Below are 511 nucleotides of genomic sequence, written 5' to 3'. Positions count from 1 at the left end.
GCCGGGAATGGCTCACTGTCGGTGCCGTGTCTGCTGAGACTGTGCGACGGTGGATCGACGCGCAGAACGAGTGGCCGTGGCGCAGGGGGGTGGTCCGGTGCGGCGTGCGTACACGTTCCTGTTGCGTCCGACCGTCCGGCAGGCGGTCGCGTTCGGCGCGATGCTCGATGATCATCGTGTTCTGTACAACGCGGCGTTGCAGGAACGGCGCGGCGCCTACCGGCATCCGTCGCAGACCCGCATCCGCTACAGTGACCAGTCCGCGCAGGTGAAGGACATCCGGGCGGGCGATCCTGATCAGGCCCGCTGGTCGTTCTCCTCGCAGCAGGCGACGTTGCGCCGGTTGGAGAAGGCGTTCGCCGCGTTCTTCCGCCATGTGAAGGCCGCCGGGATCCCCGGCTATCCGCGTTTCCAGAGCGCGGACCGGTTCGACACGGTCGAGTGGCCCTCCGACGGCGACGGGTGCCGCTGGGACTCGCAGCCGGAGAATCCCACGCGGACGTTCGTGCGC

1 protein-coding gene is annotated in these 511 nt (G+C 68.7%); it reads left to right on the top strand.

Translation table 11 applies throughout. From position 1 onward, the window contains the following. Positions 1-76 precede the first annotated feature (76 nt). Positions 77-511 (top strand): helix-turn-helix domain-containing protein (locus G6R25_RS24550; protein WP_235949557.1); only part of this gene is annotated, 435 nt, incomplete at its 3' end.

The organism is Candidatus Frankia alpina (genome assembly GCF_902806485.1).
GTDB classification, from domain to species: Bacteria; Actinomycetota; Actinomycetes; order Frankiales; family Frankiaceae; genus Frankia; species Frankia alpina.
This window is presented reverse-complemented; position numbering and strand designations above follow the sequence as displayed.